At 40.2% G+C, this 23,501-nt stretch carries 35 protein-coding genes; 33 read left to right on the top strand and 2 right to left on the bottom strand.

Annotated elements, in window-relative coordinates; all coding sequences use genetic code 11:
• Positions 1 to 3 precede the first annotated feature (3 nt).
• Positions 4 to 1,431, bottom strand: a complete 1,428-nt coding sequence (locus FHG64_RS07135; RefSeq protein WP_139065765.1) for a SusD/RagB family nutrient-binding outer membrane lipoprotein — start codon at positions 1,429 to 1,431, stop codon at positions 4 to 6.
• 11 nt (positions 1,432 to 1,442) lie between these two features.
• A complete protein-coding gene (locus FHG64_RS07130) occupies positions 1,443 to 4,670 on the bottom strand; it encodes a SusC/RagA family TonB-linked outer membrane protein (RefSeq protein ID WP_139065764.1) in 3,228 nt (1,075 codons plus the stop codon).
• Positions 4,671 to 5,044: 374 nt separating this feature from the next.
• On the opposite strand from FHG64_RS07130, the gene rpsL reads away from it, so the two are divergent.
• From rpsL to carA, 33 genes are all read left to right on the top strand, one after another.
• The gene (gene rpsL / locus FHG64_RS07125; protein WP_010230128.1) at positions 5,045 to 5,419 is read left to right on the top strand and encodes a 30S ribosomal protein S12; all 375 of its coding nucleotides are present in this window, start codon (positions 5,045 to 5,047) and stop codon (positions 5,417 to 5,419) included.
• 76 nt (positions 5,420 to 5,495) lie between these two features.
• A complete protein-coding gene (rpsG, locus tag FHG64_RS07120) occupies positions 5,496 to 5,972 on the top strand; it encodes a 30S ribosomal protein S7 (RefSeq protein WP_139065763.1) in 477 nt (158 codons plus the stop codon).
• Between the two features lie 6 nt (positions 5,973 to 5,978).
• A complete protein-coding gene (gene fusA / locus FHG64_RS07115; protein ID WP_139065762.1) occupies positions 5,979 to 8,090 on the top strand; it encodes an elongation factor G in 2,112 nt (703 codons plus the stop codon).
• A gap of 10 nt (positions 8,091 to 8,100) precedes the next feature.
• On the top strand, positions 8,101 to 8,406 hold the full coding sequence (gene rpsJ / locus FHG64_RS07110) for a 30S ribosomal protein S10 (protein ID WP_010230113.1): 306 nt from the start codon (positions 8,101 to 8,103) through the stop codon (positions 8,404 to 8,406).
• Between the two features lie 227 nt (positions 8,407 to 8,633).
• The gene (gene rplC, locus FHG64_RS07105) at positions 8,634 to 9,245 is read left to right on the top strand and encodes a 50S ribosomal protein L3 (RefSeq protein WP_139065761.1); all 612 of its coding nucleotides are present in this window, start codon (positions 8,634 to 8,636) and stop codon (positions 9,243 to 9,245) included.
• A complete protein-coding gene (rplD, locus tag FHG64_RS07100) occupies positions 9,245 to 9,874 on the top strand; it encodes a 50S ribosomal protein L4 (protein ID WP_139065760.1) in 630 nt (209 codons plus the stop codon). Before rplC ends, rplD begins: the two co-directional genes overlap by 1 nt.
• A 5-nt stretch (positions 9,875 to 9,879) precedes the next feature.
• Positions 9,880 to 10,170: a 50S ribosomal protein L23 gene (gene rplW / locus FHG64_RS07095; protein WP_139065759.1), complete on the top strand. Its 291-nt coding sequence runs from the start codon at positions 9,880 to 9,882 to the stop codon at positions 10,168 to 10,170.
• A 9-nt stretch (positions 10,171 to 10,179) separates the two neighbouring features.
• A complete protein-coding gene (gene rplB / locus FHG64_RS07090; RefSeq protein ID WP_139065758.1) occupies positions 10,180 to 11,007 on the top strand; it encodes a 50S ribosomal protein L2 in 828 nt (275 codons plus the stop codon).
• 6 nt (positions 11,008 to 11,013) lie between these two features.
• Complete coding sequence (gene rpsS, locus FHG64_RS07085; RefSeq protein WP_139065757.1) at positions 11,014 to 11,292, top strand: 30S ribosomal protein S19; 279 nt, start codon at positions 11,014 to 11,016, stop codon at positions 11,290 to 11,292.
• A gap of 8 nt (positions 11,293 to 11,300) precedes the next feature.
• Positions 11,301 to 11,708, top strand: coding sequence for a 50S ribosomal protein L22 (rplV, locus tag FHG64_RS07080; RefSeq protein ID WP_139065756.1), 408 nt, complete (start codon positions 11,301 to 11,303; stop codon positions 11,706 to 11,708).
• 7 nt (positions 11,709 to 11,715) lie between these two features.
• Positions 11,716 to 12,447 (top strand): 30S ribosomal protein S3, encoded by a 732-nt coding sequence (gene rpsC, locus FHG64_RS07075; RefSeq protein WP_139065755.1) that lies wholly within the window; start codon positions 11,716 to 11,718, stop codon positions 12,445 to 12,447.
• Positions 12,448 to 12,466: 19 nt separating this feature from the next.
• Positions 12,467 to 12,886, top strand: a complete 420-nt coding sequence (gene rplP / locus FHG64_RS07070; protein WP_139065754.1) for a 50S ribosomal protein L16 — start codon at positions 12,467 to 12,469, stop codon at positions 12,884 to 12,886.
• Between the two features lie 12 nt (positions 12,887 to 12,898).
• A complete protein-coding gene (gene rpmC, locus FHG64_RS07065) occupies positions 12,899 to 13,090 on the top strand; it encodes a 50S ribosomal protein L29 (RefSeq protein WP_139065753.1) in 192 nt (63 codons plus the stop codon).
• A gap of 18 nt (positions 13,091 to 13,108) precedes the next feature.
• Positions 13,109 to 13,366 (top strand): 30S ribosomal protein S17, encoded by a 258-nt coding sequence (gene rpsQ / locus FHG64_RS07060; RefSeq protein ID WP_006988541.1) that lies wholly within the window; start codon positions 13,109 to 13,111, stop codon positions 13,364 to 13,366.
• A complete protein-coding gene (rplN, locus tag FHG64_RS07055; RefSeq protein WP_139065752.1) occupies positions 13,366 to 13,734 on the top strand; it encodes a 50S ribosomal protein L14 in 369 nt (122 codons plus the stop codon). The genes rpsQ and rplN overlap by 1 nt, the downstream gene beginning before the upstream one ends.
• Before the next feature lie 12 nt (positions 13,735 to 13,746).
• On the top strand, positions 13,747 to 14,058 hold the full coding sequence (rplX, locus tag FHG64_RS07050; RefSeq protein WP_139065751.1) for a 50S ribosomal protein L24: 312 nt from the start codon (positions 13,747 to 13,749) through the stop codon (positions 14,056 to 14,058).
• Positions 14,059 to 14,060: 2 nt separating this feature from the next.
• Positions 14,061 to 14,612, top strand: coding sequence for a 50S ribosomal protein L5 (gene rplE, locus FHG64_RS07045; protein ID WP_139065750.1), 552 nt, complete (start codon positions 14,061 to 14,063; stop codon positions 14,610 to 14,612).
• 2 nt (positions 14,613 to 14,614) lie between these two features.
• Positions 14,615 to 14,884, top strand: coding sequence for a 30S ribosomal protein S14 (gene rpsN / locus FHG64_RS07040; RefSeq protein WP_139065749.1), 270 nt, complete (start codon positions 14,615 to 14,617; stop codon positions 14,882 to 14,884).
• Between the two features lie 69 nt (positions 14,885 to 14,953).
• The gene (rpsH, locus tag FHG64_RS07035) at positions 14,954 to 15,352 is read left to right on the top strand and encodes a 30S ribosomal protein S8 (protein ID WP_139065748.1); all 399 of its coding nucleotides are present in this window, start codon (positions 14,954 to 14,956) and stop codon (positions 15,350 to 15,352) included.
• Between the two features lie 18 nt (positions 15,353 to 15,370).
• Positions 15,371 to 15,913: a 50S ribosomal protein L6 gene (gene rplF / locus FHG64_RS07030; RefSeq protein WP_139065747.1), complete on the top strand. Its 543-nt coding sequence runs from the start codon at positions 15,371 to 15,373 to the stop codon at positions 15,911 to 15,913.
• Positions 15,914 to 15,925: 12 nt separating this feature from the next.
• Positions 15,926 to 16,282, top strand: coding sequence for a 50S ribosomal protein L18 (rplR, locus tag FHG64_RS07025; protein WP_139065746.1), 357 nt, complete (start codon positions 15,926 to 15,928; stop codon positions 16,280 to 16,282).
• Between the two features lie 7 nt (positions 16,283 to 16,289).
• Complete coding sequence (gene rpsE / locus FHG64_RS07020; RefSeq protein ID WP_139065745.1) at positions 16,290 to 16,814, top strand: 30S ribosomal protein S5; 525 nt, start codon at positions 16,290 to 16,292, stop codon at positions 16,812 to 16,814.
• Positions 16,815 to 16,824: 10 nt separating this feature from the next.
• Positions 16,825 to 17,007 carry a 50S ribosomal protein L30 gene (gene rpmD / locus FHG64_RS07015; protein WP_139065744.1) on the top strand — a complete coding sequence of 61 codons (183 nt, stop codon included), beginning with the start codon at positions 16,825 to 16,827 and terminating at the stop codon, positions 17,005 to 17,007.
• 8 nt (positions 17,008 to 17,015) lie between these two features.
• Positions 17,016 to 17,468, top strand: coding sequence for a 50S ribosomal protein L15 (gene rplO / locus FHG64_RS07010; protein ID WP_139065743.1), 453 nt, complete (start codon positions 17,016 to 17,018; stop codon positions 17,466 to 17,468).
• Between the two features lie 10 nt (positions 17,469 to 17,478).
• Complete coding sequence (gene secY, locus FHG64_RS07005) at positions 17,479 to 18,816, top strand: preprotein translocase subunit SecY (protein WP_139065742.1); 1,338 nt, start codon at positions 17,479 to 17,481, stop codon at positions 18,814 to 18,816.
• Positions 18,816 to 19,031 (top strand): translation initiation factor IF-1, encoded by a 216-nt coding sequence (gene infA / locus FHG64_RS07000; protein ID WP_006988529.1) that lies wholly within the window; start codon positions 18,816 to 18,818, stop codon positions 19,029 to 19,031. Before secY ends, infA begins: the two co-directional genes overlap by 1 nt.
• A gap of 5 nt (positions 19,032 to 19,036) precedes the next feature.
• Positions 19,037 to 19,153: a type B 50S ribosomal protein L36 gene (ykgO, locus tag FHG64_RS06995; protein WP_006988528.1), complete on the top strand. Its 117-nt coding sequence runs from the start codon at positions 19,037 to 19,039 to the stop codon at positions 19,151 to 19,153.
• A 3-nt stretch (positions 19,154 to 19,156) separates the two neighbouring features.
• Positions 19,157 to 19,531: a 30S ribosomal protein S13 gene (rpsM, locus tag FHG64_RS06990; protein WP_139065741.1), complete on the top strand. Its 375-nt coding sequence runs from the start codon at positions 19,157 to 19,159 to the stop codon at positions 19,529 to 19,531.
• 8 nt (positions 19,532 to 19,539) lie between these two features.
• Positions 19,540 to 19,929, top strand: coding sequence for a 30S ribosomal protein S11 (gene rpsK / locus FHG64_RS06985; protein ID WP_139065740.1), 390 nt, complete (start codon positions 19,540 to 19,542; stop codon positions 19,927 to 19,929).
• A gap of 88 nt (positions 19,930 to 20,017) precedes the next feature.
• Entirely contained in the window at positions 20,018 to 20,623 is a 606-nt protein-coding gene (gene rpsD, locus FHG64_RS06980) for a 30S ribosomal protein S4 (protein WP_139065739.1), read from the top strand.
• Positions 20,624 to 20,643: 20 nt separating this feature from the next.
• Positions 20,644 to 21,636 carry a DNA-directed RNA polymerase subunit alpha gene (locus FHG64_RS06975; RefSeq protein WP_139065738.1) on the top strand — a complete coding sequence of 331 codons (993 nt, stop codon included), beginning with the start codon at positions 20,644 to 20,646 and terminating at the stop codon, positions 21,634 to 21,636.
• A gap of 39 nt (positions 21,637 to 21,675) precedes the next feature.
• Complete coding sequence (gene rplQ, locus FHG64_RS06970) at positions 21,676 to 22,182, top strand: 50S ribosomal protein L17 (protein ID WP_139065737.1); 507 nt, start codon at positions 21,676 to 21,678, stop codon at positions 22,180 to 22,182.
• Between the two features lie 176 nt (positions 22,183 to 22,358).
• On the top strand, positions 22,359 to 23,471 hold the full coding sequence (gene carA / locus FHG64_RS06965) for a glutamine-hydrolyzing carbamoyl-phosphate synthase small subunit (RefSeq protein WP_139065736.1): 1,113 nt from the start codon (positions 22,359 to 22,361) through the stop codon (positions 23,469 to 23,471).
• The last annotated feature ends 30 nt before the right edge of the window (positions 23,472 to 23,501 follow it).

Genomic DNA, 23,501 nt, shown 5'->3' with positions numbered 1-23,501 from the left:
CTGTTAATTTACATCCCAGAATAAAGCCGTTTGCTGCTCATCTCCCCCTATGGCAGATGCTGCTGCATTGTAATTTGCTTCATTCAGGTTTTGTTCATTAATTGGGTATGTATATCTTAATGGAACAGGAAGTTGAGATTGTGATGCCACATTTAATTGTGGTGCATCAAATTTTCTCCAAACCGCCCATCCTTCAAATGGATTATCATACATAGCCAGCCAGAATTGAGTTCCAATTCTTTCTCTCCAGTTTGCTGCACTGTAACGTACATCGCTCTGAGATAGGTAAGCATCAGCTTCAGCTTCAGTTCCACCGTAGAACAATATTGATGCAGTAATCGCTTCATTGTAAAACTCTTCAGCAGTACCACCTACAGAATATCCTCTTTGAGCGGCTTCAGCTAAATGGAACTGTACCTCTACGTAATCCTGAAGGATTGCAGGTAAAGTTGGATCAAGGAAACGCTCCCCAACATGTGTATGGGATCCAAAATCATTACTTGCTCCATAAACTCCTCCTCTATAAACTCCTTCTCCAAGGTTCTCATCAAAATAAGTGTCTCTTCTTGGATCATTAAGGTCATTCATGTAATCCACTACAGTATTTGCAGCAACATAATCTGAACGTCCACTCTGTACAAGGTCATTCCACAAAGGATTGGTGTAAGGAGGGTTCTCATCAAAGGCTACTCTTGCGCTTTCTTCGTTTGAATCGAAAACACCTCTGGCTACTGCCGCTTCGGCTGTTGATTGTGATAACCCTGGATTAGAATCGGCAATCCTCATCGCAAGACGAAGTTGTAAGGAATTTGCAAACTTATACCAGTTGCTTATGTTTCCACCATATACAGGGTCTGCCGGGAATCCCTGGCCACCTTCTAGGTTACCTGCTGCATTTCCAAGACGGGTGATAAGGTCTTGATAGATAGTTGCAGCATCATCATAAACGGGAAGTGTATTTCCTTCTGGATTTAAAGCTTCAGAATAAGGTACATCACCAAAAGTGTCTACAAGTATTTGCCAGGCGTACACCTCGATCACTTCGATTTGAGCCATTCTGGTAGCTCTTGTTGCTTCAGAAATAGTTGTGTCATCCTCAAGGAATCGTTTTGCATCCCTTAAGTCAAATATTACATTTCTATAAAGTACAGACCAATGGTTTTGAGGAATATTCCTGATGTTCAGGTTATAATTCGGCTCATCCAGGTAAGTAGTCGCAGTTAAATACTGGGAAATGAATCTGGAAATGTTAAGGTTCACGTTAGGGCTAGCCATTTGGCGTGCCAGTCTCACTGTAGCTCCTGTAAACAGGAAGTTTGCTGGAACTACTGTTGGGCTCTTTGGATCTATGTTCAGATTCTCGTAATCCTGATCTGTATGACAGGACAACAAGGTCGCGAGCACAAAAAAGGTTAATATGATTTTTTTCATGATTTTTTTTATTAGAAGTTAATTTTCAAACTTGCTCCAATTTCTCTAACAGCAGGATATGCTCCAGACTGGTATCCACCAACATTACCGGCACTAAGACCAGCTTCAGGATCTGTGTGTGGAGTATTCTTGTGGATGATCCACAGGTTTCTTCCAATCAAAGAGATTGATGCATTTGTAAATGGAGTAGATGCAATCAAATCGTCTGTAAAGGCGTAAGTGAGATTTGCTTCTCTTAATTTCACAAATGAAGCATCATAAACGTGCTCTTTGTTAGCACTTCTTGCGTAACCCCAAGGGTTGGCATAAGTAGAAGCGTCTGCTCTTACCGTGTTCACCTCTCCATCTGGAGTTACACCGTCAAGTATAACACCACCACCATTAGCAAGTGTGTTTCTTAATGGATTACCAAGGTCATTATTTCCTACGTGTCTTTCATAAGCTCCTGTAGCATAACCATAGTTAGTATCAAGAGAGAATACATCTCCTCCTTTTTGAACATCTATAAGGAAGTTGAAGGAAACATTTTTATAAGCAAATCTATTGGATACACCACCCACCCAGTCTGGCTGGATGTTACCAATGATCACGTTACTGTTTGGTGTTCTCATATAGTAACCTGCACTGGCACCAGATTGGTGTACCATCCTGTTACCTGCATCATCATAGATGTAATCTGACCCTCGAATGGCTCCATAAGGTTGCCCTGGGGCAGCGTTGATAGAAACACCTCCCTGTAGAGAAGCTAACTGAAGGTTATCAATTCCTTCGATCAATTCCACAACTCTGTTTCGGTTTCTTGCCCAGTTTGCATTAATGCTCCAGGTGAAATCTTCTGTTTGGATTGGTATTAATCCAAGAGAAACTTCAACACCTTCGTTTTCCATGGTTCCGGCATTTAATAATGCAGTTTGGAATCCTGTTGCGAAGGAAATTGGCACCGGTGTAATTTGATCTACCGTTTGAGTGTTATAGTAGGAAACGTCAAGGTTAACTCTTCTGTTAAACATGTTTGTCTCCAAACCTATCTCCCACGATTTGGCAGTTTCCGGCTTCAATGCAATATTATTTCTTTGTGTAAAGTTACCTCCAACTCCTCCACCGGCAAATCCAGGTTGTACATTGAAAGTGTTGAATACATTATAGGGAGAGGTATCTCCACCAACTTCTGCATAGTTCGCTCTTAATTTTGCGTAGTTAAGGAAGTCAGCATCAATTAAGTTAGTAAGTAAAACACTCGTAGAGATAGAAGGATACCAGAAGGTATTGTTATCCATAGGAAGTGTAGAAGAACGGTCTCTCCTTAATGTACCTTCAACGAAGTAGGTGTCAAGGAAACCTAAACTCACCCTACCATAGAAACCATCTACCAATTGAGTAGACTCAAATTCTGAAGGTGGGTTCATAGGGCTGGCTGTGTTGCTTAAGGCATAGAAGCTTGGTATCACCAAACCACCGTTTGTAGAAGCCGATATTTGGGACAATCTGTTTTCCCTAAGGTTGAAACCTAAGTTACCATCAAGGTTAATCCCATCTGTAATATCCTTGTTGAAATTTAGGATAATATCTGTGTTGAATTCGTGTCCTTCTATGTTTCTTCGTGTATAACCGGAAACACCAACACTACCAACATTCCTTCTCTCTTCCTGTAAAGTATAGTAACTATCAAAAGAGAACCTACCTAAAAGGCTGAATACATCATTGATCTCAAAGTTGATGTTGGCATTACCAAAATACCTGTGTCTTGTATCACTGTTGAAGTTCTCATAACGTGTCCAGTATGGGTTATCCATATAGATTGGTTGGAGATTTGATGGGCTGTTTGGGTTCCAGGTAATGTTCTGTCCTGTTTGCTCATATGCCCTTCTTTGCTCCTGCACATCTACGTTAACCTGCCACCATTGTCTAAATTGCTGCATTGGGTTCTCACTCTGGTAACCTGTACCATATCGTCCAACACCATCAGTCTTCGTATAATTCATACTTGTTCCTAAGGTGATCCTGTCGGTCAAATCATGAGTTGCGCTAAAAATAAGGTTGTTACGCTCAATGGAGCTGTTTGGTAAATTACCTTCCTGTGAAAGATTGGTGAAACCTAACCTAAAAGAACTTCTGTCTGTTCCGCCGTCAAGGGCTACAGAGTTTATTGCAGTGTAACCTGTCTCGAAGAAAGTAGTTGGGTCATTTTCTGCAGCTAACCATGGTCTTGGCTGCATATAAGTATCCAATTGTGGATAAATTGCATCCCACTGGTAGATCAAACGGTTTGGATCAAATCGTGCTCCATAAGAAACATCTTCTGTAAAAGGAGTGGTAGTTTCAAAAGTACCGTCACCATCGATGTCATAAGATCTAAAGTATCCATCAACAGGATAAAATGGTCCATACCCTGCACCATATTCCTTTTGGAATTTAGGGAAGGTCGTCTTATCAATATTTGTGGCCATGAAAGAGGAATTTACAGAAATCCCTATACCTTGTTTTCTTTGACCTTTTTTAGTTTCAATGATAATTACCCCGTTGGCTGCACGTGCACCATATAGTGCTGTTGCTGCCGCACCTTTAAGTACGTTCATGGATGCAATATCCTCAGGGTTGATATCTGATGCCAGGTTACCGTAGTCAAATCCACCACGACCGGTTTGTTGGTTGCTGGTGTTTGGAGTGTTGTTACTAATTGGCACCCCGTCAATAACGAATAAAGCCTGGTTGTTTCCTGTAAGGGAAGAGTTACCACGAATAATTACGTTAGAGGAACCACCCATAGTACCGGTAGACTGAACTTTTAAACCGGAAACTTTACCCGATAGAGAGTTCATAAAGTTGGTAGTTGGTACATCTGAAACCTCAGAGCCATCTACTTCCTGTGTGGCATAACCAAGGGATTTTTTCTCCCTTCTAATACCAAGAGCTGTTACCACCACTTCATCAAGTTGGGCAGCATCTGCACTCATTGTAACATTAATGGTGTCATTTTGTCCCACAGTGTATCTTGCGGTTTCCATACCTACGAAGGAGAATACAAGAACGTCTCCTTGCTGCGCCTGGATTGTGTAGTTACCGTCAAAATCTGTTTGTACCCCTGTATTGGTACCTTCAATAATAATGTTTACCCCGGGTAGAGGTAAATCCTGCTCATCTGTAACGGTACCCGTAATGGTCCGGAACTCTTGTGCAAAGCCTATTTGCACAATGAACGCCAGTAACAGCGTTAAAATCCTACTAAATTTTGTTTTCATTGTTTAATTTGTTTGAATTAGCCAATGTCAAAAATCACTAGAAAAACCCGGACAGCCAAGTTTTAAACCGTTAAAAATACCCCTTAAGTGTTAAACAGGTGTTAAAATTATATATTTGGTAGGCTACCAGAGCCAGAAACTACGTTTTCAAATGTTAAAAATTTCAATTTTTCACTCGTTTCTTAAACAATTCTAAATTTTCCTTCAAATAAGGTACTTATTCATGATATGCTAAATAGTGTCTTTTATATATAACAGCAATAACCATTGAAAATTAATGGATTATCATTTGATTAATTCGTTTTAATTTCTACCTTTGCCAACCCTAAAAAATAGGGAGGTAATTTTTAACAATAATTAGTGTAAAAGAAATTATGCCAACAATTTCACAATTAGTACGAAAAGGAAGAGCCAAAATAACCAAGAAGAGTAAATCGGCTGCTTTGGATTCGTGCCCTCAAAGACGAGGAGTTTGTACGCGTGTTTACACCACTACACCTAAGAAGCCTAACTCTGCTATGCGTAAAGTAGCAAGGGTAAGACTTACTAATGGTAAAGAGGTGAACGCATACATCCCTGGTGAAGGACACAATCTACAAGAGCACTCGATAGTATTGGTTAGAGGCGGAAGGGTAAAAGATCTACCGGGAGTTAGATATCACATTGTGCGTGGTGCATTGGATACCGCCGGTGTTGAAGGAAGAACTCAACGAAGATCAAAATACGGAGCAAAACGCCCTAAAAAGTAAAAACAAGTTAGATGTTGATGAGGGCAGGAGTTAATCCGGTCTTAGATGAAACAGTAACACAAACCCAAGAGAAGACATGAGAAAAAGACAGGCAAAAAAGAGGCCTATTTTACCAGATCCAAAGTTTAATGATCAATTAGTGACGCGTTTTGTTAATATGATGATGTGGGATGGTAAGAAATCAGTTTCTTTTAAAGTATTCTATGATGCGATTGCAATTGTAGAGGAGAAGAAACAGGACGACGAGAAGACGGCACTTGAAATTTGGAAAGATGCGCTTTCTAATGTGATGCCTCACGTTGAAGTGAGAAGTAGACGTGTTGGTGGAGCTACATTCCAAATTCCAATGCAAATAAGGCCAGACCGTAAAGTTTCAACTGCTATGAAGTGGTTGATTTCTTATTCAAGAAAGCGTAATGAGAAATCTATGGCACAAAGACTTGCCGGTGAAGTTCTTGCTGCGGCTAAAGAAGAAGGTGCTGCTGTGAAAAAGAGAGTAGATACTCATAAGATGGCTGAAGCGAATAAAGCATTCTCTCACTTTAGATTCTAAGAAAAAATGGCACAAAGAGATTTAAAATTCACAAGAAATATAGGTATTGCCGCGCATATTGATGCGGGTAAGACAACGACAACAGAGCGAATCCTTTTTTATACAGGGATAAGCCATAAAATAGGTGAGGTTCACGACGGTGCTGCAACCATGGACTGGATGGAGCAAGAGCAGGAGCGTGGAATTACCATAACTTCTGCAGCTACACATTGTAAGTGGAACTACCGCGACCAGGAATTTACCGTAAATATCATTGATACCCCCGGGCACGTTGACTTTACAGTTGAAGTTGAGCGTTCTTTAAGGGTGCTTGATGGAATGGTTGCCCTATTTAGTGCGGTTGATGGTGTTGAGCCACAATCTGAAACTGTTTGGAGACAGGCAGATAAATATAGAGTACCACGTCTTGGATTCGTTAATAAAATGGACCGTCAGGGTGCAGACTTTTTTAATGTTTGCAACCAGGTAAGAGAGATGCTGGGTGGTAACCCTGTGCCTCTTCAGGTGCCAATTGGTGATGAAGTTGATTTCAAAGGAGTGGTTGATCTTATTTCCAAAAAAGCAATTATTTGGAATGAGGATGATTATGGTATGACATATGAAACTGTTGAAATTCCTGAGGAATTGATGGCAGATGTTAATAAATACAGGGCAGAACTTGTTGAGGCGGTTGCTGAATATGATGAAGCTCTTATGGAGAAATTCTTTGAGGACGAAGATTCTATCACAGAGGACGAGATCATTGCTGCTCTTAGAGCTGCGACTATCGATATGTCTATCATACCTATGATGTGTGGTTCTTCATTCAAGAATAAAGGTGTGCAGGCTATGCTTGACGCTGTGATGCGTTATTTGCCATCTCCTGTAGATGTTGAGGCTATTGTTGGTGTTAATCCTGATACTGAGGAAGAAGAATCACGTAAGCCACACGTAGACTCACCATTCTCTGCTCTTGCCTTTAAAATTGCTACAGATCCTTTCGTGGGGCGTTTAGCTTTCTTCAGGGTATATTCTGGTGCATTGGATGCCGGTTCTTACGTCTTGAATAACCGTTCAGGTAAAAAAGAACGTATTTCACGTATCTACCAAATGCACGCCAATAAACAGGAGCCTATTGACAGGATCGAAGCTGGTGATATTGGAGCTGCTGTAGGGTTTAAAGATATCAAGACAGGGGATACGCTTACAGATGAGAAGCACCCTATTACTCTTGAGTCTATGTCATTCCCTGCGCCGGTTATTGGTATCGCTGTAGAACCTAAGACTAAGGCAGATGTGGATAAAATGGGTATGGCTTTGGCAAAACTTGCTGAGGAGGATCCAACATTCCAGGTGAAGACAGATGAGGCTTCAGGTCAAACTATTATCTCTGGTATGGGTGAATTGCACCTGGAGATCCTTGTTGACCGTATGAAAAGAGAATTCAAAGTTGAGGTTAACGAAGGACAGCCTCAGGTAGAGTACAAAGAAACTATTACAAAGAGTGCAGATCACAGAGAGGTTTACAAAAAGCAATCTGGTGGTCGTGGTAAGTTTGGTGATATTATCTTTGAAATGGCACCTGCAGATGAGGACTTTAAAGGACCTGGACTACAGTTTGTCGATGAAGTAAAAGGTGGACGTATTCCTAAGGAATTCATTCCATCTGTAGAAAAAGGATTTAGAGAGGCCATGAAGAATGGTCCTTTGGCAGGATTCAAAATGGACACTTTAAAAGTGGTTCTTAAGGATGGATCTTTCCACCCTGTGGATTCTGATCAACTTTCGTTTGAACTTGCAGCAAAAATGGGTTACAAAGTAGCAGCTAAAAAAGCCGGTGCCGTGATCCTTGAGCCAATCATGAAAGTAGAAGTGGTAACTCCTGAGGAGAACATGGGAGATATCGTAGGGGATTTGAACAGAAGAAGAGGCCAGGTAAACAATATGTCTGACCGCTCTGGAGCTAAAGTTATTAAGGCTGAAGTTCCACTTTCAGAAATGTTTGGATATGTTACAACATTAAGAACATTATCTTCTGGTAGAGCAACTTCTACAATGGAATTTTCTCACTATGCTGAAACTCCTTCTAATATTTCTGAGCAGGTAATTAAAGCAGCTAAGGGTACATCAAACGATTAATAATAGGGATATGAGTCAAAAAATAAGAATAAAATTGAAATCTTACGATCACAACCTTGTAGATAAATCTGCAGAGAAGATCGTAAAAACCGTAAAAACTACGGGAGCTGTAGTAACGGGACCAATCCCGCTTCCTACTCACAAGAAGATCTTTACAGTGCTTCGTTCTCCACACGTTAACAAAAAGGCGAGAGAGCAGTTTCAGTTAAGCTCATACAAAAGGTTGCTGGACATTTACAGTTCATCATCCAAGACTATTGATGCTTTAATGAAACTTGAGCTTCCTAGTGGAGTTGAGGTAGAGATCAAAGTGTGATGATGCTGTCCCTGTATCCTGAACAGGAAAAAGGGGCGATCAACTCAAGAAAGCAAGACTTTCAATTACATGTCCTGAGCAGTTGGCGAGGGAAAAACGGTGAAAAATACATTCAGGATTGAAAGTATTTTCAATCCTGAATTTTTATAGAGAAGTTCTTACCTGTACCCTGAAGGGTGGGAATTTGAAAAATCAGGGAATTAAAAAATAATTAATAACAAATAATTATGTCTGGGTTAATAGGTAAAAAAATAGGCATGACCAGCATTTTTGACGAGAACGGGAAAAATATTCCCTGTACCGTTATACAGGCAGGTCCATGCGTAATTACCCAAGTCAGAACCAATGAGGTTGACGGGTACGAAGCACTTCAACTTGGTTTCGATGACAAAAAGACTGCTAATAAAGCTGCCGAAGGGCACGCCAAAAAAGCCGGAGCCGTAGCAATGCGCAAAGTCGTTGAATTCAAGGGATTTGAAGGAGAACACAAATTAGGAGATTCCATTACAGTAGATGTTTTCACTGAAGGTGAATTCGTTGATGTTTCTGGAATTAGTAAAGGAAAAGGCTTCCAGGGTGTTGTAAAAAGACACGGTTTTGGTGGTGTAGGACAGGCTACTCACGGGCAGCATAACAGGTTAAGAGCTCCGGGATCTATTGGTGCCGCTTCTTATCCTGCACGAGTATTCAAAGGAATGCGAATGGCTGGACGTATGGGAGGTGAAACAGTGAAAGTAGAAAACCTAAGAGTTGTGAAAGTTGTGGCAGATAAGAACCTGCTTGTAGTTAAAGGAGCAGTTCCTGGTCACAAGAACTCATATGTAATCATTCAGAAGTAATGGAAATAGCAGTTGTAGATATAAAAGGAAAAGAAACAGGTAGAAAGGCAAACCTTTCAGATGCTGTTTTTGCAATAGAGCCTAATAACCATGCGGTTTATCTTGATGTTAAGCAATACCTTGCAAATCAACGCCAGGGGACGCATAAGGCAAAAGAACGTGCAGAGATCTCTGGTTCTACCCGTAAGATCAAAAAACAAAAAGGTACAGGTACAGCTCGTGCAGGTAGCATTAAGTCTCCAATCTTCAAAGGTGGTGGACGTGTTTTTGGTCCAAGGCCAAGAAACTATGGTTTCAAATTGAACAAAAACTTAAAGAGACTGGCAAGAAAATCTGCCCTTTCTCTTAAAGCAAATGACAACTCAATTATCGTTGTTGAGGATTTTCAATTTGATGCACCAAAAACCAAGAACTTTATCGATGTGCTAAAGGGCTTAGGTATAGAGAATAAAAAATCTCTTATAGTGTTGGGTGACTCAAATAAAAACGTATATTTGTCGTCACGCAATTTAAAGGGCTCCGAGGTTGTAAGTAGCTCAGAATTAAGTACTTACAAGATATTAAATGCGAATAATATTGTGTTTATGGAGGGGTCATTAGAAGGAATTGAGTCGAATTTAAGTAAATAAGCGCTATGAGTATCTTGATAAAACCTATTATTACAGAAAAAGCAACGGCCGATAGCGAGTTGAACAACCGCTATGCATTCGTTGTTAATAATAAGGCGAATAAGATTGAAATCAAGGGGGCTGTAGAGTCTGCTTATGGTGTTTCAGTTACAAAAGTTCGCACAGTGAATGTCCGTCCAGATCGTAAGACCCGTTTCACAAAAACAGGTGTGATCACTGGTAAAACAAGTGCTTTTAAGAAAGCATATGTACAGGTGGCGGAAGGTGATACTATTGATTTATACAGCAATCTTTAAGATTAAAAAATGTCAGTTAGAAAATTAAAACCAATCACCCCAGGGCAGCGTTTTAGAGTAGTTAATGGATTTGACGCCATTACTACTGATAAGCCGGAGAAAAGCCTTTTGGCTCCGATCAAAAAGTCTGGTGGTAGAAACAGTCAAGGAAAGATGACCATGCGCTATAAAGGTGGTGGTCACAAAAAACGTTACAGAATTGTAGATTTTAAACGTGACAAGCATGGGATCCCGGCTACTGTTGCGTCTATAGAATATGATCCTAACAGAACGGCTTTTATCGCTTTATTGAACTATCAGGATGGCGAGAAAAGATATGTTGTTGCTCAAAATGGGCTACAGGTAGGGCAAAACATCGTTTCAGATGCAGAGGTTGCGGCCCCTGAAATTGGAAACGCTATGCCTTTAAGCAGTATTCCACTGGGTACTGTGATCTCCTGTATAGAGCTTCGCCCTGGACAGGGAGCTGTAATGGCTCGTAGTGCAGGTGCATTTGCGCAATTGGTTGCAAGAGAGGGTAAGTATGCTACTGTTAAGCTTCCTTCAGGGGAGATAAGGAGAATACTTGTTACCTGTATGGCAACCATTGGTGCTGTGTCAAACAGTGACCACCAGCTTATTGTATCTGGTAAAGCAGGTAGAAGTAGATGGTTGGGTAGAAGACCAAGAACAAGACCGGTAGCGATGAACCCTGTAGATCACCCAATGGGTGGTGGTGAAGGTAGAGCTTCAGGAGGTCACCCACGTTCAAGAAAAGGTTTACCTGCAAAAGGTTTCAGAACCAGATCTAAGACGAAAGCGAGTAATAAATATATTGTAGAACGTAGAAAGAAATAATAAGATATGGCACGTTCATTAAAAAAAGGACCTTTCGTACATTATAAATTAGACAAAAAGGTTTCCGATAATGTGGAATCTGGGAAAAAAGCGGTTATTAAGACCTGGTCAAGGGCTTCTATGATCACTCCAGATTTTGTAGGGCAAACAATTGCCGTTCATAATGGAAAACAATTTGTTCCTGTTTATATCACCGAGAATATGGTAGGTCATAAGTTAGGAGAATTTTCACCAACAAGATCCTTTAGAGGGCACGCTGGTGCGAAAAATAAAGGTAAAAGATAATTGAAGCTATGGGAGTTCGTAAAAGAGAAAAAGCAGAGCAAACAAAAGAAGCTAAAAAGCAAATAGCTTTTGCAAAACTGAATAACTGCCCTACTTCGCCAAGAAAAATGCGTTTAGTTGCAGATTTAGTTCGCGGTGAAAAAGTAGAAAGAGCGCTTCATATATTGAAATTCAGCTCAAAGGATGCTTCACGTAGATTGGAAAAGTTATTACTTTCTGCAATAGCAAACTGGCAGGCTAAGAATGAAGATGCCAGTATCGAAGATGCTGAGTTGTTTGTAAGTGAGATCCGTGTAGACGGAGGTAGCATGCTAAAGAGATTGCGTCCTGCACCACAGGGTCGCGCACACAGAATAAGAAAACGTTCCAACCACGTTACACTGGTTCTTGGAGCAAACAATAATACACAAAGCTAAGTAGAGTATGGGACAGAAAACAAATCCAATCGGGAATCGCCTTGGTATCATAAGAGGATGGGAGTCCAACTGGTACGGAGGAAATGACTACGGTGATAAACTTGCCGAAGACGATAAGATTAGAAAATACATCCATGCTCGTTTATCTAAAGCGAGTGTATCCAGGGTAATTATTGAGCGTACCCTTAAACTTATAACCGTTACTATCACCACTGCAAGACCTGGTATCATTATTGGGAAAGGCGGCCAGGAGGTAGATAAGTTAAAAGAAGAGCTTAAAAAAATTACCGATAAGGAAGTTCAAATTAACATCTTTGAGATCAAAAGACCTGAACTTGATGCCCACCTGGTAGCCAGCAGTGTTGCAAGACAAATTGAGAATCGTATCTCTTACCGTCGTGCAATAAAAATGGCAATCGCAGCTGCAATGAGAATGAATGCTGAAGGTATTAAGATCCAGATCTCTGGTAGGTTGAACGGTGCTGAAATGGCACGTAGTGAAGCTTACAAAGATGGAAGGATTCCCTTGTCAACTTTTAGAGCCGACATTGACTATGCTTTAGTTGAGGCACATACTACTTATGGTAGACTTGGTGTTAAAGTATGGATCATGAAAGGTGAGGTTTACGGTAAAAGAGATCTATCCCCGCTTACTGGTATGTCCAAGAAGCAAGGTGGTGGAAAAACAGGAGCCGGACCAGCACGAGGTGGTAACAACAAAGCCCGTCGTAGAAAGTAATTTTTTAAAGTAAAGAAAAATGTTACAGCCTAAAAGAACAAAATATCGCAAAATGCAAAAGGGCCGTATGAAAGGCATGTCTCAAAGAGGACATAGACTTTCAAACGGTACATTTGGGATTAAGTCATTAGACTCAAATTTCCTTACTGCACGTCAAATTGAAGCAGCTCGTATCGCCGCTACCCGTTATATGAAGAGGGAAGGTTCACTCTGGATCAAAATTTTTCCGGACAAACCTATCACCAAAAAGCCTCTTGAAGTACGTATGGGTAAAGGTAAAGGTGCCGTTGAGTATTGGGCAGCAGTTGTAAAACCAGGAAGGATCCTTTTCGAAATAGGAGGGGTGCCTTATGATGTTGCAAAAGAGGCATTGCGTCTTGCAGCCCAGAAGCTTCCTGTAAAAACCAAGTTTATTGTAGCTAGAGATTATCAAGCTTAATTTAGAGAAGTTATGAAACAATCAGAAGTAAGAGAATTATCTGTAGCAGAATTGCAGGAAAAACTTGGTGAGACAAGGAAAGCATACTCAGATTTAAAAATGGCTCACGCAGTTTCGCCATTAGAGAACCCAATACAGCTTAGAGCTGTAAGAAGATCTATAGCGCGACTTGCTACAGAGTTAACTAAAAGAGAACAACAATAAGTGTTATTCTGCTGAAAGATGGAAAAAAGAAATTTAAGAAAAGAACGTATAGGTGTAGTTACCAGTAACAAAATGCAGAAATCCATAGTGGTTGCTGAAGTAAAAAAGGTAAAACACCCCATGTATGGGAAATTCGTTTTGAAAACGAAGAAATATGTGGCACACGACGAGACAAATGACTGCAACATTGGAGATACAGTGAAAATAATGGAGACTCGTCCATTAAGCAAGTCCAAATGTTGGAGATTAGTAGAAATAATTGAAAGAGCAAAATAATGGTACAACAAGAGTCTAGATTAAGAGTAGCAGACAATACCGGGGCAAAAGAAGTTTTGACCATAAGAGTATTGGGCGGTACAAAAAGAAGATACGCTTCTGTTGGGGACAAAATAGTTGTCAGCGTAAAAGAGGCTACACCTAATGGAAACATTAAAAAGGGTGCAGTTTCAACAGCAGTTGTAGTTCGTACCAAGAAGGAAGTGCGTAGACCAGACGGATCATATATTCGTTTTGATGACAACGCATGTGTTCTTTTGAATCCAGCTGGTGAAATGCGCGGTACCCGTGTATTTGGACCAGTGGCCAGAGAACTTCGTGATAAGCAATTCATGAAGATTGTATCATTAGCACCAGAAGTGCTTTAATACATAGAAAAAATGACAAAGCTTAAAATAAAATCTGGAGATACCGTAAGAGTTATCGCTGGAGATCACAAAGGGCAGGAAGGAAAAATTCAAAAGATCCTTATTGATAAGAATAAAGCAATCGTGGAAGGGGTGAATATGGTTTCCAAGCATGAGAAGCCAAGTGCATCAAATCCACAGGGAGGAATAGTGAAGAAGGAAGCTGCTGTTCATATTTCCAATTTGTCTCTTATAGACAAGAAAGGAGATACTACACGTGTAGGTTATAGAACAGAGGACGGGAAGAAAGTAAGATTTTCCAAAAAATCCAATGAAGTAATTTAGTTATGGCATACGTACCAAGACTTAAACAAGAGTACAGAGACAAAGTAATCTCAGCTCTTACAGAAGAATTCAGTTACTCCAATGTAATGCAGGTTCCAAAACTTGAAAAAATAGTTTTGAGCCGTGGTGTTGGGGCAGCTGTTGCAGACAAGAAACTTATTGATCACGCGGTAGATGAGTTAACAGCTATCACCGGTCAAAAAGCGGTATCTACCATTTCTAAAAAGGATGTTGCTTCTTTTAAACTTCGTAAAGGGATGCCAATTGGTGCCAAAGTTACTTTACGTGGAGATAGAATGTATGAATTCCTGGACCGTTTGATCACCAGTGCACTTCCACGTGTACGTGATTTTAATGGTATTAAAGCAACCGGTTTTGACGGTAGAGGTAATTACAACCTTGGTGTTACAGAACAAATCATTTTCCCTGAGATCGATATCGACAAGGTGAACAGGATCAATGGAATGGACATCACCTTTGTTACCACTGCGCCAACAGATAAGGAAGCGAAATCATTATTAACGGAACTAGGTTTACCTTTTAAAAAGAATTAATTATGGCTAAAGAATCAATGAAAGCCCGTGAGGTGAAGAGACAGGAACTTGTAAAAAAATATGCCGAGAAGCGTAAGGCCCTTAAAGAAGCCGGAGACTACGAAGCATTACAAAAACTTCCAAAGAACTCTTCTCCTGTACGTTTGCACAACCGTTGTAAATTAACTGGTAGGCCAAGAGGATATATGAGACAGTTTGGTCTTTCTCGTGTAACCTTTAGAGAAATGGCAAACCAGGGATTGATCCCCGGTATCAAAAAAGCTAGCTGGTAATTAAGATTTAACAGGAGGAAGGTTTCAAGCCCAAAGGCATTGAAAAACCACTTCCACAAATATATACAAATGACTACAGATCCTATTGCAGATTATTTAACAAGAATTAGAAATGCGGTTGCTGCAAGCCACAGAGTGGTTGAGATACCAGCTTCTAATCTTAAAAAGGAGATGACGAAAATATTATTCGATCAGGGATATATTCTTAGTTACAAGTTTGAAGACAATACCGCTCAAGGTACTATCAAGATAGCTCTTAAGTATGATAAGCTTACTAAAGAGCCGGTAATAAAGAAAATTCAACGAATAAGTAAACCAGGTTTACGTAAGTATTCCGGTGCAAATGAACTTCCACGTATCTTAAACGGGCTTGGAATTGCTATCGTATCTACCTCTCACGGGGTGATGACAGGTAAGCAGGCAAGAGCTGAAAAAGTTGGTGGAGAAGTTTTATGCTACGTTTACTAATACTTAAAGACTTAAGAAATGTCAAGAATAGGTAAAAACCCAATCACGATTCCAGAAGGTGTTACAGTAGACGTAAAAGACGGAATGGTGACGGTAAAAGGAAAATTAGGAGAATTATCTCAAGAATTTAGTGACATCGACATTAAAATTGAAGATGGAATTATTACTTTTGAGCGATTTTCAGATAAGAAGGACCAAAAAGCAAAACACGGTTTATACCGTGCATTGGTAAATAATATGATTGAAGGCGTGTCTAAAGGCTGGACAAAGCAACTTGAATTGGTGGGTGTAGGTTATCGTGCATCAAACCAGGGCAACAAACTTGACCTTGCTATTGGATTCTCTCACAATATTGTTATTGAACTGGCGCCAGAGATCACTGTTGAAACAGTTTCAGATAAAGGTAAGAACCCTATCGTGAAATTGTCTTCATATGATAAACAGCTGGTAGGCCAGGTAGCATCTAAAATTCGTTCCTTCCGTGCTCCAGAGCCTTACAAAGGAAAAGGAATTAAATTTGTTGGAGAACAATTAAGAAGAAAAGCAGGTAAATCAGCTTAATAGATTTTAGATATGGCAGTTTCAAAACAAGATAGAAGAAATAAGATAAAGAAGAGAATCCGTAAGGACATTACCGGTACTTCAAGTCGTCCAAGATTGGCAGTTTTTCGCAGCAATAAAGAAATTTATGCGCAAATAGTTGACGATGTGGAAGGTAAGACTTTAGTAGCGGCCTCTTCAAGAGATAAAGACGTTACAGCAGCAGAGGGAAACAAGATCGAAAAAGCGGCTCTTGTTGGTAAAACTCTTGCTGAAAGAGCGAAAAAAGCCGGAATTGAGACCATCTCTTTTGACAGGGGAGGTTATCTTTATCACGGAAGAGTTAAATCATTGGCCGATGGTGCCCGTGAAGGAGGACTAAAATTCTAAATAAGATATGTATCAAGATTATAAAAATGTAGAACTTGTAAAGCCGGTTGGTCTTGAATTAAAGGACCGTCTGGTTGGAGTACAACGTGTTACAAAAGTTACAAAAGGTGGTAGAGCATTTGGTTTCTCTGCAATTGTAGTTGTAGGAGACGAGAATGGCGTTGTTGGCCAGGGCTTAGGTAAATCTAAAGAGGTTGCCGATGCTATTGCCAAAGCCGTTGAAGATGCTAAGAAGAATTTGGTTAGAATTCCTTTGCATAAGGGAACACTGCCTCACGAGCAAAAAGGTAAATACGGTGGAGCCAGAGTAATGTTACTTCCGGCTGCAGCTGGTACCGGGATCATTGCCGGTGGAGCTATTCGTGCCGTACTGGAATCTGTAGGAGTACATGATGTACTTTCTAAGAACCAGGGATCTTCAAATCCGCACAACGTGGTAAAAGCTACTTTTGATGCTTTGCTTCAATTGAGAAGTGCTCAAACTGTAGCCAAGCAACGTGGAGTAACATTGGATAAAGTATTTAAAGGTTAATCAGGGAAACATGGGAAAGATAAAAGTTACACAGGTAAAGAGCGCTATTAAGCGTACTCAAAACCAGAAACGTACTTTGGAAGCTCTTGGTCTTAAGAAATTAAACCAGGTAGTGGAGCACGACAACACGCCAAACATCCTTGGTATGGTAAATAAAGTTAAACACTTGGTTTCTGTAGAGGAAACAAAATAAGATAACACATGGATTTAAGTAACTTAAAACCTGCAGAAGGTTCAGTTCAAAGTAACAGCAAGCGTGTAGGTAGAGGAGAAGGATCTGGTAAAGGAGGAACTTCTACCCGTGGACACAAGGGTGCTAAATCCCGTTCTGGTTACTCCAGGAAAATAGGATTTGAAGGTGGGCAAATGCCACTACAGCGCCGTGTGCCTAAGTTTGGTTTTACAAACAGGAACCGTACAGTATACCAGGGAATTAACCTGGATACACTTCAGTCTATGGTAGATGATGGAAAGATCACAGATACCGTGGATATGAATGTTCTTATTGAGAACGGTTTGGTGCGCAAAAACGAACTTGTAAAGATATTGGGAAGAGGAGAGTTAAAAGCAAAGTTGAAGATATCTGTTCATAAATTTACTGCCTCAGCAAAGGAAGCTATCGAAGCAGCCGGAGGTGAAGTTGTTACTTTATAATAGATAAACGATGAAATTTATCAATACTCTTAAGAATATCTGGAAAATTGAGGAGCTAAAGAACCGTATTATGGTAACTCTTGGGCTATTGCTTGTGTACCGTTTTGGTGCACAGGTGGTATTGCCGGGAGTTGATGCTTCACAATTAGCAAACTTAGCCAATCAAACAGACGGAGGTCTTTTAGGGCTTCTTAATGCCTTTACAGGAGGTGCATTTTCCAATGCATCTGTATTTGCATTAGGGATCATGCCTTACATCTCTGCCTCTATTGTGGTTCAGTTAATGGGAATTGCGGTTCCTTATTTACAAAAATTGCAAAAGGAAGGAGAGAGTGGTAGAAGGAAGATCAACCAGATTACACGATGGTTAACTATAGCCATTACCCTGGTACAGGGGCCTGGTTATATTTATAACCTGTTTGCTACCTTGCCTCCTAGTGCTTTTATGCTAGGTGATACAGTAACATTTGTTGCCTCTTCGGTAATTATCTTAACTACAGGGACAATTTTTGCTATGTGGTTGGGAGAAAAGATCACAGATAAAGGTATTGGAAATGGTATTTCCCTGTTAATTATGGTTGGTATTATTGCCACCCTGCCACAGGCCTTTATCCAGGAATTCGCTTCCAGAGTGTTTGAATCAAACGGTGGTTTGATCATGATCTTAATTGAATTGGTAATTTGGTTCGCAATTATCCTCGCATCTGTAATGTTAGTGATGGCAGTACGTCAAATACCTGTACAATATGCCCGTAGAACTGCATCTGGTGGTTACGAGAAAAATGTATTTGGTTCAAGACAATATATTCCTTTAAAGCTTAACGCTTCAGGGGTAATGCCAATTATCTTTGCGCAGGCAATAATGTTTATACCGGCTGCCGTTGCGGGTCTTTCCGATGGGGAGACATCGCAGGGTATTGCAGCCGCGTTTAGTGATATATTTGGTTTTTGGTATAACCTTGTGTTTGCCCTGTTAATCATAGTATTTACCTATTTTTACACGGCTATCACAGTACCAACTAACAAAATGGCAGATGATCTTAAACGAAGTGGCGGGTTTATTCCCGGCATACGTCCAGGTGGTGAAACATCAGAGTTTTTGGACAGGATCATGTCACAAATAACACTTCCGGGATCGATTTTCCTGGCTCTTATAGCAGTGTTCCCTGCTGTAGTAGTTCAACTGCTGGGTGTACAGGCAGGATGGGCGTTGTTCTTTGGAGGTACATCCCTATTGATTATGGTGGGGGTTGCGATTGATACTATGCAACAGGTGAATTCATACCTGTTAAACAGGCACTATGACGGCTTGATGAAAACCGGTAAAAATAGAAAAGCAGTAGCATAATGGCAAAACAATCAGCAATTGAACAGGACGGAACGATAATTGAAGCATTATCAAATGCGATGTTTCGTGTAGAACTGGAAAACGGTCACGTTGTGACTGCACACATTTCGGGAAAGATGCGTATGCATTATATAAAATTATTGCCCGGAGATAAAGTAAAATTAGAAATGAGTCCTTATGATCTATCTAAGGCTCGAATAACTTACAGATACTAATTAAGATGAAAGTTAGAGCATCAGTTAAAAAAAGAAGTGCCGAGTGCAAAATTGTGCGTAGAAAAGGCAGACTTTACGTGATAAACAAAAAGAATCCTAAATTCAAACAAAGACAAGGATAAGTTATGGCTAGAATTGCAGGGGTTGATATACCAAAACAGAAACGCGGAGTTATAGCTTTGACCTATATCTTCGGAATTGGAAGAAGCAGAGCTCAGGAGATCCTGGCCGAGGCTAAGGTTGATGAAGGCAAAAAAGTGTCAGATTGGGACGATGATGAAATCGGTCGAATTCGTGAGGCAGTTGGAGCTTTCAAGATCGAAGGTGAATTACGTTCAGAAGTTCAAATGAGCATCAAACGTCTCATGGACATTGGATGTTACCGTGGTATTCGCCACAGGTCTGGTCTTCCTTTAAGAGGACAACGCACAAAGAACAATTCCAGAACGCGTAAAGGAAGAAGAAAAACAGTTGCCAACAAGAAGAAAGCAACTAAATAATAAGTAGTATGGCAAAAGCAAAAACAGCTCAAAAGAAACGTAAAGTAATCGTTGAGTCAAATGGAGAAGCGCATGTTACTGCTTCTTTTAACAATATTATTATCTCTTTGACTAACAAAAAGGGTGATTTGATCTCCTGGTCTTCAGCCGGTAAAATGGGCTTTAGAGGATCTAAGAAAAACACTCCCTATGCTGCACAGTTGGCTGCCGAGGATGCTTCAAAAGTAGCACACGAAGCAGGTTTACGTAAGGTAAAGGTGTATGTTAAAGGACCTGGAAATGGAAGAGAGAGCGCTATTAGATCCATTCACAATGCAGGAATTGAAGTAACAGAGATCATCGACGTTACCCCACTTCCTCACAATGGATGTAGGCCTCCAAAAAGACGTAGAGTATAATTAATTAAGTATAAACAAAGAAAGCACCAAGATCTGCGAAGGACAGTGACCTTAATTCCTGATCGCTTTCTTAATAATCAATTTTTCAATGGCAAGATATACTGGTCCAAAGACTAAGATCGCACGTAAATTTGGCGAGGCGATTTTCGGAGACGACAAGTCCTTCGAAAAAAGAAATTACCCTCCGGGACAACATGGTAACAACCGTAGAAGAGGTAAAAAATCTGAATATGCAATCCAGTTAATGGAAAAGCAAAAAGCTAAATATACCTATGGTATACTTGAGCGTCAATTCAGGAATATGTTCGAAAAAGCAACCCGTTCCAATGGGATTACAGGTGAGGTGCTTTTACAACTTTGTGAATCACGTCTGGACAATGTAGTGTACAGAATGGGAATTTCCCCATCTCGTCGTGGAGCAAGACAATTGGTTTCACACAGGCATATTACAGTAAATGGAGAGATCGTAAACATTCCTTCATATCAATTAAACGCCGGTGATGTTGTAGCAGTAAGAGAGAAATCAAAATCTTTGGCTGCTATTCAGGAATCACTATCCAACTCTGGTACCACCTACGAGTGGATCACCTGGAATAACGATACCAAGCAGGGAACCTTTGTTTCTGTACCTGGTAGAGTTCAAATCCCGGAAAACATAAATGAACAATTCATAGTCGAATTATATTCGAAATAATAATTCACAGAAGTCGTAATATGGCAATACTAAATTTTCAGAAGCCCGATAAAGTTATAATGATTGATTCCACCGATTTCGAAGGGAAATTTGAATTTCGCCCTTTGGAACCAGGTTATGGATTAACCGTTGGTAACGCTTTAAGGAGAGTACTGTTATCATCATTGGAAGGATTTGCAATAACTTCAGTTCGCATTGAAGGTGTAGATCACGAATTCTCCACTATCCCAGGCGTGGTAGAAGATGTAACAGAAATTATATTGAACCTTAAACAAGTAAGGTTTAAAAGGCAAATTGATGAAATAGACAACGAAGCCGTTACCATTTCTGTATCCGGGCAGGAGCAACTTACTGCTGGACACTTTCAGAAATTCATCTCAGGTTTTCAAATCCTGAATCCTGATCTTGTAATTTGTAACCTTGACAAGAAGGTAAGCTTCAATATGGAACTTACTGTTGAAAAGGGTAGAGGATATGTTCCTGCTGAAGAAAACAAGAAAGCCAATGCGCCTCTTGGAACTATCTTTACAGATTCGGTTTATACGCCAATCAAAAATGTAAAGTATAGCATCGAGAACTATCGTGTAGAACAAAAGACAGATTATGAAAAACTGGTTTTTGAGATCGTAAGCGATGGCTCTATCCACCCAAAGGAAGCTTTGACTGAGGCTGCTAAAACTTTGATCCATCACTTCATGTTGTTCAGCGATGAGCGAATCACTCTTGAGGCAGATGAGATAGCTCAAACTGAAACTTATGATGAAGAATCCCTTCACATGAGACAGTTGCTTAAAACAAAGCTGGTAGATATGGATCTTTCTGTAAGAGCCCTTAACTGTTTAAAGGCTGCTGAAGTTGATACCCTGGGAGATTTAGTATCCTATAATAAAAATGACTTGATGAAGTTCCGTAACTTCGGTAAGAAATCTTTGACCGAGCTTGAAGAGCTGGTAAATAACAAAGGTTTAAACTTTGGTATGGATCTATCAAAATATAAATTAGATAAGGACTAGGTTTTCAATCTGGAAAACTTAATCTAAAAGAGAATAGTAATGAGACACGGAAAAAAAATAAATCATTTAGGTAGAAAAACCGCGCACCGTAAGTCAATGTTGGCAAATATGGCGTGTTCCCTAATTGAGCATAAAAGAATAAACACTACTGTGGCAAAAGCAAAAGCTTTAAAGCAGTTTGTGGAGCCTTTGGTAACAAAATCTAAGGAAGATACTACTCATAACCGTAGATTGGTAATGACCAAACTACGCAGCAAGGAATCTGTTGCTGAGTTGTTTCGTGATGTAGCTCCAAAGGTGGGAGACCGCCCGGGAGGATACACAAGGATCATTAAACTGGGTAACCGTCTTGGAGATAATGCAGATATGGCACTTATAGAGCTTGTAGATTACAATGAGATCTATAACACTACCAAGCCTGAGAAGAAAAAATCTACACGTAGAGCCGGTAGAGGTAAAAAATCTTCAGATGAAACTACTGCTCCAAAAGCGGAAACGAAAACTGAAAATACTTCAGAAAATAAAGAAGAGAAAAAGGACGAATAGAATGACGTTTTTGATTCTAAAATTTAAAAAAAGGATAGGCCGTTAAGGTTTATCCTTTTTTTTTAGGACATAATCCTTATATTTTGGAATGAAAAACAGGGAATACAGTAGGGCTTATTAAATAAAGAGTAAATATAACATCGGTCCATAAGGCCGGCACATTCACAAAAGGAATTATGAAATACCAGTTAAGAAAAAAAGCTATAATACTTCTTGAGGACGGTACCATTTTTCATGGGAAATCTGTTGGGAACAAAGAAGGTAGTGCAGTAGGGGAAGTTTGTTTTAACACCGGGATGACGGGATACCAGGAGATCTTCACAGACCCTTCTTACTATGGGCAACTTATGGTTACCACCAATGCACATATTGGTAACTACGGAGTAAATGATGATGAAAGTGAATCCCATAAGGCAAAGATATCTGGGTTGATCTGTAAGAATTTTAGCTACAACCATTCCCGTCCCGCGGCAGATGGTTCCCTGCTGGATTTTCTTGAGGATAGTAATCTTTTTGCAATTTCAGATGTTGATACAAGGGCGCTGGTTGCTTACATTAGAGAAAATGGTGCAATGAACGCCATCATATCCACCAGGGTAGATGAGATCGATGCTTTAAAAGGAGAACTTGCAGAGGTGCCCGATATGAACGGCCTTGAACTTGCCTCTAAAGTCTCTACAAAAGAGGCATATTTCTATGGAGATGAGAAGGCCACCTATAAAGTTGCAGCTTTGGATGTTGGAATTAAAAAGGGTATCCTGCGTAACCTTGCCAAAAGGGATACTTATGTAAAAGTATTTCCTTATAATGCTACATACGAGGAGATGAATGAATTTAATCCTGATGGGTTCTTTATAGCCAACGGCCCCGGGGATCCACAGCCTCTTAGAGGCGCAATAGATCTCGCCAAAAAGATCATAGAAAATGACCATCCTTTATTCGGGATTTGTCTTGGCCATCAAATTATTGCTCTTGCCAATGGAATTTCTACTTATAAAATGCATCACGGGCACAGGGGAATTAACCACCCCGTGCTTAACCTTAAGACCAGGAACGGGGAAATTACCTCCCAAAACCACGGTTTCTCTGTAGATCGGAAGGAAACAGAAGCACATCCAGATGTGGAGATCACGCATGTTTGTATCAATGATGATACAATAGGAGGGCTCCAAATGAAGAATAAGAATGTGTTCTCTGTACAGTATCATCCAGAAGCAAGCCCGGGACCTAATGATGCCACCTACCTGTTCGATGAGTTCATAGACAGGATGAAAAGAGTAAGGGCATAGTAAACATTGTAAATTTGAATAAAAGCCGGG

It is taken from the genome of Antarcticibacterium flavum, assembly GCF_006159205.1.
In the GTDB taxonomy this organism is placed as follows: Bacteria; Bacteroidota; Bacteroidia; order Flavobacteriales; family Flavobacteriaceae; genus Gillisia; species Gillisia flava.
Note: the sequence above shows the minus strand (reverse complement) of the source record. Positions and strands in the feature narration are given on the sequence as shown.

Excerpts from the sequence above, each read along its gene's own strand:
- rpsE (WP_139065745.1), top strand. The coding sequence starts at position 16,290 with ATGTATCAAGATTATAAAAATGTAGAACTTGTAAAGCCGGTTGGTCTT.
- FHG64_RS07130 (WP_139065764.1), bottom strand. The coding sequence starts at position 4,670 with ATGAAAACAAAATTTAGTAGGATTTTAACGCTGTTACTGGCGTTCATT.
- rpsK (WP_139065740.1), top strand. The coding sequence starts at position 19,540 with ATGGCAAAAGCAAAAACAGCTCAAAAGAAACGTAAAGTAATCGTTGAG.
- rpsC (WP_139065755.1), top strand. The coding sequence starts at position 11,716 with ATGGGACAGAAAACAAATCCAATCGGGAATCGCCTTGGTATCATAAGA.
- rpmC (WP_139065753.1), top strand. The coding sequence starts at position 12,899 with ATGAAACAATCAGAAGTAAGAGAATTATCTGTAGCAGAATTGCAGGAA.
- ykgO (WP_006988528.1), top strand. The coding sequence starts at position 19,037 with ATGAAAGTTAGAGCATCAGTTAAAAAAAGAAGTGCCGAGTGCAAAATT.
- infA (WP_006988529.1), top strand. The coding sequence starts at position 18,816 with ATGGCAAAACAATCAGCAATTGAACAGGACGGAACGATAATTGAAGCA.
- rplR (WP_139065746.1), top strand. The coding sequence starts at position 15,926 with ATGGCAGTTTCAAAACAAGATAGAAGAAATAAGATAAAGAAGAGAATC.
- rpsS (WP_139065757.1), top strand. The coding sequence starts at position 11,014 with ATGGCACGTTCATTAAAAAAAGGACCTTTCGTACATTATAAATTAGAC.
- rplP (WP_139065754.1), top strand. The coding sequence starts at position 12,467 with ATGTTACAGCCTAAAAGAACAAAATATCGCAAAATGCAAAAGGGCCGT.
- fusA (WP_139065762.1), top strand. The coding sequence starts at position 5,979 with ATGGCACAAAGAGATTTAAAATTCACAAGAAATATAGGTATTGCCGCG.
- rplN (WP_139065752.1), top strand. The coding sequence starts at position 13,366 with ATGGTACAACAAGAGTCTAGATTAAGAGTAGCAGACAATACCGGGGCA.
- rpsG (WP_139065763.1), top strand. The coding sequence starts at position 5,496 with ATGAGAAAAAGACAGGCAAAAAAGAGGCCTATTTTACCAGATCCAAAG.
- rpsH (WP_139065748.1), top strand. The coding sequence starts at position 14,954 with ATGACTACAGATCCTATTGCAGATTATTTAACAAGAATTAGAAATGCG.
- rpmD (WP_139065744.1), top strand. The coding sequence starts at position 16,825 with ATGGGAAAGATAAAAGTTACACAGGTAAAGAGCGCTATTAAGCGTACT.
- rpsD (WP_139065739.1), top strand. The coding sequence starts at position 20,018 with ATGGCAAGATATACTGGTCCAAAGACTAAGATCGCACGTAAATTTGGC.
- rplB (WP_139065758.1), top strand. The coding sequence starts at position 10,180 with ATGTCAGTTAGAAAATTAAAACCAATCACCCCAGGGCAGCGTTTTAGA.
- rplQ (WP_139065737.1), top strand. The coding sequence starts at position 21,676 with ATGAGACACGGAAAAAAAATAAATCATTTAGGTAGAAAAACCGCGCAC.
- rplO (WP_139065743.1), top strand. The coding sequence starts at position 17,016 with ATGGATTTAAGTAACTTAAAACCTGCAGAAGGTTCAGTTCAAAGTAAC.
- rpsM (WP_139065741.1), top strand. The coding sequence starts at position 19,157 with ATGGCTAGAATTGCAGGGGTTGATATACCAAAACAGAAACGCGGAGTT.
- carA (WP_139065736.1), top strand. The coding sequence starts at position 22,359 with ATGAAATACCAGTTAAGAAAAAAAGCTATAATACTTCTTGAGGACGGT.
- secY (WP_139065742.1), top strand. The coding sequence starts at position 17,479 with ATGAAATTTATCAATACTCTTAAGAATATCTGGAAAATTGAGGAGCTA.
- rplV (WP_139065756.1), top strand. The coding sequence starts at position 11,301 with ATGGGAGTTCGTAAAAGAGAAAAAGCAGAGCAAACAAAAGAAGCTAAA.
- FHG64_RS06975 (WP_139065738.1), top strand. The coding sequence starts at position 20,644 with ATGGCAATACTAAATTTTCAGAAGCCCGATAAAGTTATAATGATTGAT.
- rplX (WP_139065751.1), top strand. The coding sequence starts at position 13,747 with ATGACAAAGCTTAAAATAAAATCTGGAGATACCGTAAGAGTTATCGCT.
- rpsL (WP_010230128.1), top strand. The coding sequence starts at position 5,045 with ATGCCAACAATTTCACAATTAGTACGAAAAGGAAGAGCCAAAATAACC.
- rplF (WP_139065747.1), top strand. The coding sequence starts at position 15,371 with ATGTCAAGAATAGGTAAAAACCCAATCACGATTCCAGAAGGTGTTACA.
- rpsJ (WP_010230113.1), top strand. The coding sequence starts at position 8,101 with ATGAGTCAAAAAATAAGAATAAAATTGAAATCTTACGATCACAACCTT.
- FHG64_RS07135 (WP_139065765.1), bottom strand. The coding sequence starts at position 1,431 with ATGAAAAAAATCATATTAACCTTTTTTGTGCTCGCGACCTTGTTGTCC.
- rpsQ (WP_006988541.1), top strand. The coding sequence starts at position 13,109 with ATGGAAAAAAGAAATTTAAGAAAAGAACGTATAGGTGTAGTTACCAGT.
- rplC (WP_139065761.1), top strand. The coding sequence starts at position 8,634 with ATGTCTGGGTTAATAGGTAAAAAAATAGGCATGACCAGCATTTTTGAC.
- rpsN (WP_139065749.1), top strand. The coding sequence starts at position 14,615 with ATGGCTAAAGAATCAATGAAAGCCCGTGAGGTGAAGAGACAGGAACTT.
- rplW (WP_139065759.1), top strand. The coding sequence starts at position 9,880 with ATGAGTATCTTGATAAAACCTATTATTACAGAAAAAGCAACGGCCGAT.
- rplD (WP_139065760.1), top strand. The coding sequence starts at position 9,245 with ATGGAAATAGCAGTTGTAGATATAAAAGGAAAAGAAACAGGTAGAAAG.
- rplE (WP_139065750.1), top strand. The coding sequence starts at position 14,061 with ATGGCATACGTACCAAGACTTAAACAAGAGTACAGAGACAAAGTAATC.